This window comes from Eggerthella sp., assembly GCF_048329335.1.
Taxonomy (GTDB): domain Bacteria; phylum Actinomycetota; class Coriobacteriia; order Coriobacteriales; family Eggerthellaceae; genus Eggerthella; species Eggerthella lenta.
Genome location: NZ_DBFEGU010000070.1, coordinates 1 through 6245, shown reverse-complemented (window position 1 = coordinate 6245; position 6245 = coordinate 1). Strand labels below are relative to the sequence as shown.

Here is a 6245-nt window from a genome sequence, read left to right as displayed (position 1 = left end):
GCGTGGCGGTGTTCTACGCGTTCAACTCGGTGACCGGCCAGTCCATCCTGTTCGACCTCGAGGATACCGCCACGGCCAGCGTGTTCGAGATGACCGGTCAGATGTTGGGGATGTTCAGCGTGGTCATCGCCTGCGTGCTGGGCTTTCTCGTGCTGTACGCGAACGGGTTCCTCATCCGCCGACGCAAGCAGGAGTTCGGCACCTACCTCATGCTGGGCATGAACCCGTCCAGCGTGTCGGTCATCGTGCTTCTGGAGACGGTGGCGGTGGGCCTCGTTTCGCTGGGCGTGGGCCTGGCCTTGGGCTTCGCGTTGTCGCAAGGGCTGTCGTTCGTCACGGCGGGGCTGTTCAACATCCAGATGGAACAGTACCGATTCGTGTTCTCGACCAACGCCTTCCTGCTGACGCTGGGGTGCTTCGTGCTCATCTTCGCCGTGACGGGGCTGTTCAACACGCTGTCCATCCGGCGCTACAAGCTCATCGACCTCTTGTCGGCCCGCTCGAAGAACGCGCGCTTCCGCGTGCGCAACCCCTGGATCAGCCTCGTCGGCTTCCTCGCGGCCGTCGCCGTGATCGCGTGGTCGTACGTTACGCTCGTCGACAACGGCCTCATGCAGTTCGACGAAGGGTTCTGGCGGGCCACGGCGCTCATGGTGGCGGGCACGTTTTTGTTCTTCTGGTCGCTCGCGGGCTTCGCGCTTGCGGCGATCGAGCGCACGCGCGGCATCTACTTCAAGGGCCTTGCCATGTTCACGACGCGCCAGATCGCCAGCAAGGTGAACACGGCGTTCGTGTCGCTGTCGGTGGTATGCATCATGCTGTTCTTTTCGCTCACGGTGTTCTCCACGGGCATGGGCCTGGCGCGCGCGTTCAGCGGCAACGTCGAGGAGGGCACGCTGTACGACGCCACGCTCACGGCGAACGTGTACCTCAACGCGGGCGGCATCCACGACGAAGAGGCGCTCGCGAGCATGAGCGAGGAGGATCGGGAGTATCAGCGAGTCGCCGACGAGAAGGCCGCCGCCATCGCTGCGGACGCCGAGGCGTACGATTGGGATATCGCCGCGAAGCTGGCGGACGCTTCGCCGACGTGGGACGCGCTGGTGGATCGCTCGGTGCAGGTCGACGTGTACGTGGACGCCGATGAGAGCTATGGCGCGATCATGGATCGCTACGGCAAGGACACGGGCAACGATAAGCAGAACGAGGCGATGCACAGGCAGGGCATCTCGCTGGTCGGGGTCTCGCAGTTCAATGCGCTTGCCGAGCTGACGGGTCGGCCCACGGTGGACGTGGGCGAGGACGGCTACGCCGTGAACAACACGCTCGACGGCATGCAGGGCCTTGCCGAGGCGCTCGCAGGCAAAGGCGAGACCATCCAAGCGGCCGGTCGCACGCTGACGTCGACGGGCGAGCTGCGGCGCCAGCCGTTGGAGGACGCCGCGTTCGCTTCGAGCGGCGCCGAGGCGATCGTCCCCGACTCGGTGATCGCCGACCTGCGCGCCCAGGGCGTTGTGCCCGAGCAGTCCGTGCTCAACCTCATGTACAAGACGAGCCGAACCGAAGGCGACAAGCTGCTCGCGCAGATGCTGGGCGAGGCTTCTCCTCCCAGCGCCGAGGTGGCGGCTTCGGGGTGGAAGTTCGGCCCGAAGCCCTGGCCGGTGACGCTCTCGTTCACAGCCGAGGAGGTGGTCGTCCAGTCGAGCGGCATGAACATGATGATCTCGTACCTGGCACTGTACATCGGCTTCGTGTTCCTTATCGCCACGGCTGCCATTCTGGCCATCCAGCAGCTGTCCGAGACCAGCGACTCGTTGGCGCGCTACCGGGTGCTCGCCGAGATCGGCTGCGACCGCCGTATGATCTTCCGGTCGCTGCGCGCGCAGGTGCTCGTGTACTTCCTCGTTCCTCTCGCTTTGGCCGTGTGCCATACCGTATGCGCCGTCGGCGTCATCAGCGATGCGGTGCTCGCGCAGCTGGGCGTTTCGGTACTCGAGCCCGCGCTGATGACCGGCGTGCTGACAGGCATCGTGTACGGGGCGTATCTCCTGGTCACGCACTTCGCCAGCCGCAGCATCATCCGCGCTTCGCTTGGCAAGAAGCTGTTGGGCTAGGAAGAGGAGCCGGTTGGCGGCCCCGTCGGCTTGCGTCGGGGCCGCCTCCGCATGCTCGTTGTCGCCCGAAAGCCGCGTTTTCAGCGTGAAAACAGCGGCTTTCGGGCGACAACGTGTTTCGGGGGGGGTGCCGCGCCTCGAACGATGCGCGGTTAGAACGAGAAGAGGTCGCGGACCTGCACGTCGAGGGCGTCGGCGATACGGCCGAGGTCGTCGAGACCCACGCTCACGCGTCCCGACTCGATGCGCCAGATGTGCGATTTGCTGCTGCCGATCATGAGGGCGAGCTTCTGCTGAGACAGGCTCTGCGCCTCCCTTCGCTCGCGAATCGCGCTCCCTAAAAGCACTCTTTTCCTATCAGCATCCATTCGTTCAGATTATTCGGTATAATCCTCAACACGGCTTCATATATGAAGCCGTGTTGAGGATGTGGGAGGAAGTTTGACGGTGCGTAAGCGACCCTGGGCGGTCGAGCCGGGCTTCCTCCTGCGCGAACCGGAGAATCGATGATGAAGATGTTCAAGAAGAAGACGAGGGTTCTGAACGCCGAGCTTCCGCGCCCGCTGCAGCGCAACGCGATGAGCACGCTGTACGCGAACTTGGGGTTCATGAGCTTCGACAAGCCGATGCGCACGATCGTGGTGACGAGCTCGGTGCCGAACGAGGGCAAAACGACGGTGGCCGTTGAGCTGGCTCGCGTGATGGCCGTGGCGGGGAAGCGCACGCTGCTCGTGGAATGCGACCTGCGGCGGCGCTCGCTGGCGGACAGGTTGGGGGTGCGCGCTCCCGTCGGGCTCTGCGCCGTCGTGATGGGGGATGAGGAACCGGGGCGGGCTATCGTGGCCACTCGTCAGCCGCGCATGCATTTCCTCGATGCCGAAGCAGGCGTGACCAGCCCCGTCGACATTCTCGATTCCCAACGATTCAGGCGCTTGCTCGGATGCCTGGCCGCTCGTTACGACCACGTGGTCATCGACACTCCGCCGGTGGGCGCGTTCGTGGACGCCGCCGTCGTCGCCCAGGTATCCGATGCGACGCTGCTTGTGGTGCGCGAAGGCTTCGTCGAGCGCGCAAGCGTCCAGAAGGCAGCCGAACAGTTGCGCGCGGCGGGCGCTAATCTCGTGGGGACGGTAATGAACTGCTGCGATACCGCAACGTCGGCCTACTATGCCGCCTACGGGGACAAAGCGGAGTAGGGTCTCGGCATGCGGGTCGAAGGCGCCTCTACTTTCCCAGCAGATGGCGGATGGCGGCCAAAGGATGCTTTTTCAGCATGCGCGGGCCGGCGTAGCGCATGACGGCGCGGATGCGTTCGCGTTCCTCGGGCTTGTAACAGTGGTGCTCGCATTCGTCGCACGAGGTCTTCACGTCCATCTTGCGGCAGCGCTCGGTGCGCAGCACGGCATAGGCGTCGATGCTCGCGCAGCCGGGGCACACGGCCTCGCCGCAGTGGGCGGTTTCCGTTCGCGCGGCCGCGTCGTGATTGTCGGCGCAATACAACGCCACCATTTGGGATATGGTGCGCTTTTCGCGGTCGCGGCGCCGAGCGATCTTGGGGCTGTCCTGCTGGGTCATGTGGCTCCTCCTGGTCTCGATCGCGAGGATACCAGAATCCAACCGAACGCGCACGCGCGTTTTTCCCTTGAGTCGGGGAATGCGGATCGACCTCGAACCATGCCGAATCGAACAGTTTGTGCTCAGAATTTGAACGAATCAGACGAACGGATGTTTTTGCCTATTCCGCGGTCGGACTGCGCTAAAATGAGCGATTGCACGGAAATGATAGTTCTCCGGTAGCCATATTCGACTCCGGCGCCGCGCCGGGCTGCGAACGATAGAAAGAGCGATAAGCCACATGGGACAGAACGCCATCGTCATCAAGGGTGCCCGCGAGCACAACCTCAAGGACATCGACCTCTCCATCCCGCGCGATGAGCTGGTGGTCATCACGGGCCTGTCGGGCAGCGGCAAGTCGTCGCTGGCGTTCGACACGATGTACGCCGAGGGCCAGCGCCGCTACGTGGAGAGCCTGTCCAGCTACGCGCGCATGTTCCTGGGCCAGATGTCGAAGCCCGACCTCGACAGCATCGACGGCCTGTCGCCGGCGGTGTCCATCGACCAGAAGACCACGTCGAAGAACCCGCGCTCGACGGTGGGCACCACCACCGAGATCTACGACTACCTGCGCCTCCTGTTCGCGCGCGTGGGCGTGCCGCACTGCCCCGAGTGCGGCCGCGTCATCAAGAAGCAGACCACCGACCAGGTGACCGACGAGATCCTCGCCCTCGCGCCCGACGCGAAGGCCATCATCATGGCACCCGTGGTGGCGGGTCGCAAGGGCGAGTTCACGAAGCTGTTCGCCGACCTGCAGAAGGAGGGCTTCAGCCGCGTGCGCATCGATGGCGAGATCGTGAAGCTGGACGGAGAGCCGCGCACGCTCAACAAGAAGATCAAGCACTTCATCGACGTGGTGGTGGATCGCGTTCAACTCAAGGAGAGCGCGACGAGCCGCATCGCCGAGGCGGTGGAGCTGGCCACGAAGCTGGCCGACGGGCGCGTGCTCGTGCAGGTGCTGGGCAACGACGGGAGTCCGCTCGGCGAGGCCGGCGGCCAGTCGAGCGGCGCGAAGGGCGGCCTGGGCGCGGGGGAGCACATCTTCTCGCTCGCGCTGGCGTGCCCCGAGCACGGCCACTCCATGGACGAGCTGCAGCCGCGCGACTTCTCGTTCAACGCCCCCTACGGCGCCTGCCCCGACTGCCTCGGCATCGGCAGCCGCGAGGAGGTGGACGCGTCGCTGGTGGTGCCCGACCCGTCGCTGTCGCTGAACGAGGGCGCCATCGCGCCGTTCAAGACCGGCAACTACTACCCGCAGGTGCTGCGCGCCGTGGCCGCGCACCTCGGCACCGACGCCGACACCCCGTGGGAGGATATGCCCAAGAAGGCGCAGGACGGGCTTCTGCACGGCCTGGGCAAGGACAAGGTGCGCGTCGACTACGTCACGGTGGACGGCCGCGAGACGTACTGGTACATCGAGTGGGAGGGCGCGCTGGCCGCGGTGCAGCGCCGCTACCAGGAGGCACAGTCCGACGCGCAGCGCGAAAAGCTGGCCAGCTACTTCGCCATCGTGGCGTGCCCGACCTGCGGGGGCAAGCGCCTGAAGCCCGAGATCCTCGCCGTCACGGTGAACGATCGCTCCATCCACGACGTCACCGAGATGAGCGCGGCGGACTCGCTCGCGTTCTTCGACAGCCTCGCGTTCCACGGCTCGGAGGAGCACATCGCCGGGCCCATCGTGAAGGAGATCAAGGCGCGCCTCAAGTTCCTCGTGGACGTGGGTCTGGACTACCTCACGCTGGAGCGCGCCACGGCGACGCTCTCCGGCGGCGAGGCGCAGCGCATCCGCCTGGCCACGCAGATCGGCGCGGGCCTCATGGGCGTGCTCTACATCCTGGACGAGCCCTCCATCGGATTGCACCAGCGCGACAACGAGCGGCTCATCGCCACGCTCGAGCGCCTGCGCGACTTAGGGAACACCGTCATCGTGGTGGAGCACGACGAGGACACCATCCGCAGCGCCGACTTCGTGGTGGACATGGGCCCGGGCGCGGGCGAACACGGCGGCGAGATCGTGGCCATCGGCACGCCGGACGAGATCATGAAGGCGGACGGCTCGCTCACGGCCGACTACCTGTCGGGCCGGCGCCGCATCGAGGTGCCCGAGAAGCGCCGCAAGCCGCGCCGCGGGTCTCTCAAGCTGACGGGCGCCACCGAGAACAACCTGCACAACGTCACGCTCGAGGTTCCCTTCGGCACGCTCACCGTGGTCACGGGCGTGTCCGGCTCGGGCAAGAGCTCGCTGGTCACCGATACGCTGGCGCCGGCGCTGGCGAACCGCGTGAACCACGCGCACCGCCGCACGGGCGCCTACAAGAAGATCACCGGGCTGGACAAGATCGACAAGGTGATCAACATCGACCAGAGCCCCATCGGGCGCACGCCGCGCTCGAACCCGGCCACCTACATAGGCCTGTGGGACGACATCCGCGCGCTGTTCGCCTCCACGCAGGAGTCGAAGGCCCGCGGCGACTCGCCGGGTCGCTTCTCGTTCAACGTGAACGGCGGGCGCTGCGG

The 6245-nt window shown here is 65.8% G+C and carries 5 protein-coding genes; 3 read left to right on the top strand and 2 right to left on the bottom strand.

Features of this window, described 5'->3' with window-relative positions; genetic code table 11:
- The coding region (locus ACMO6A_RS02175) for an FtsX-like permease family protein (RefSeq protein WP_418470718.1) at window positions 1-2114 on the top strand (2114 nt) is incomplete at its 5' end.
- A 152-nt stretch (window positions 2115-2266) separates the two neighbouring features.
- Here the strand turns inward: ACMO6A_RS02175 and ACMO6A_RS02170 are convergent.
- On the bottom strand, window positions 2267-2461 hold the full coding sequence (locus ACMO6A_RS02170; protein WP_009609120.1) for a helix-turn-helix domain-containing protein: 195 nt from the start codon (window positions 2459-2461) through the stop codon (window positions 2267-2269).
- A gap of 159 nt (window positions 2462-2620) precedes the next feature.
- Between ACMO6A_RS02170 and ACMO6A_RS02165 the strand changes: the two genes are divergently transcribed.
- Entirely contained in the window at window positions 2621-3310 is a 690-nt protein-coding gene (locus tag ACMO6A_RS02165) for a CpsD/CapB family tyrosine-protein kinase (RefSeq protein ID WP_009304435.1), read from the top strand.
- 28 nt (window positions 3311-3338) lie between these two features.
- On the opposite strand, the gene ACMO6A_RS02160 is transcribed toward ACMO6A_RS02165, so the two are convergent.
- Entirely contained in the window at window positions 3339-3689 is a 351-nt protein-coding gene (locus ACMO6A_RS02160; RefSeq protein WP_009304434.1) for a nitrous oxide-stimulated promoter family protein, read from the bottom strand.
- 280 nt (window positions 3690-3969) lie between these two features.
- Here ACMO6A_RS02160 and uvrA point away from each other — a divergent pair.
- Window positions 3970-6245 (top strand): excinuclease ABC subunit UvrA (gene uvrA / locus ACMO6A_RS02155; RefSeq protein WP_418470717.1); only part of this gene is annotated, 2276 nt, incomplete at its 3' end.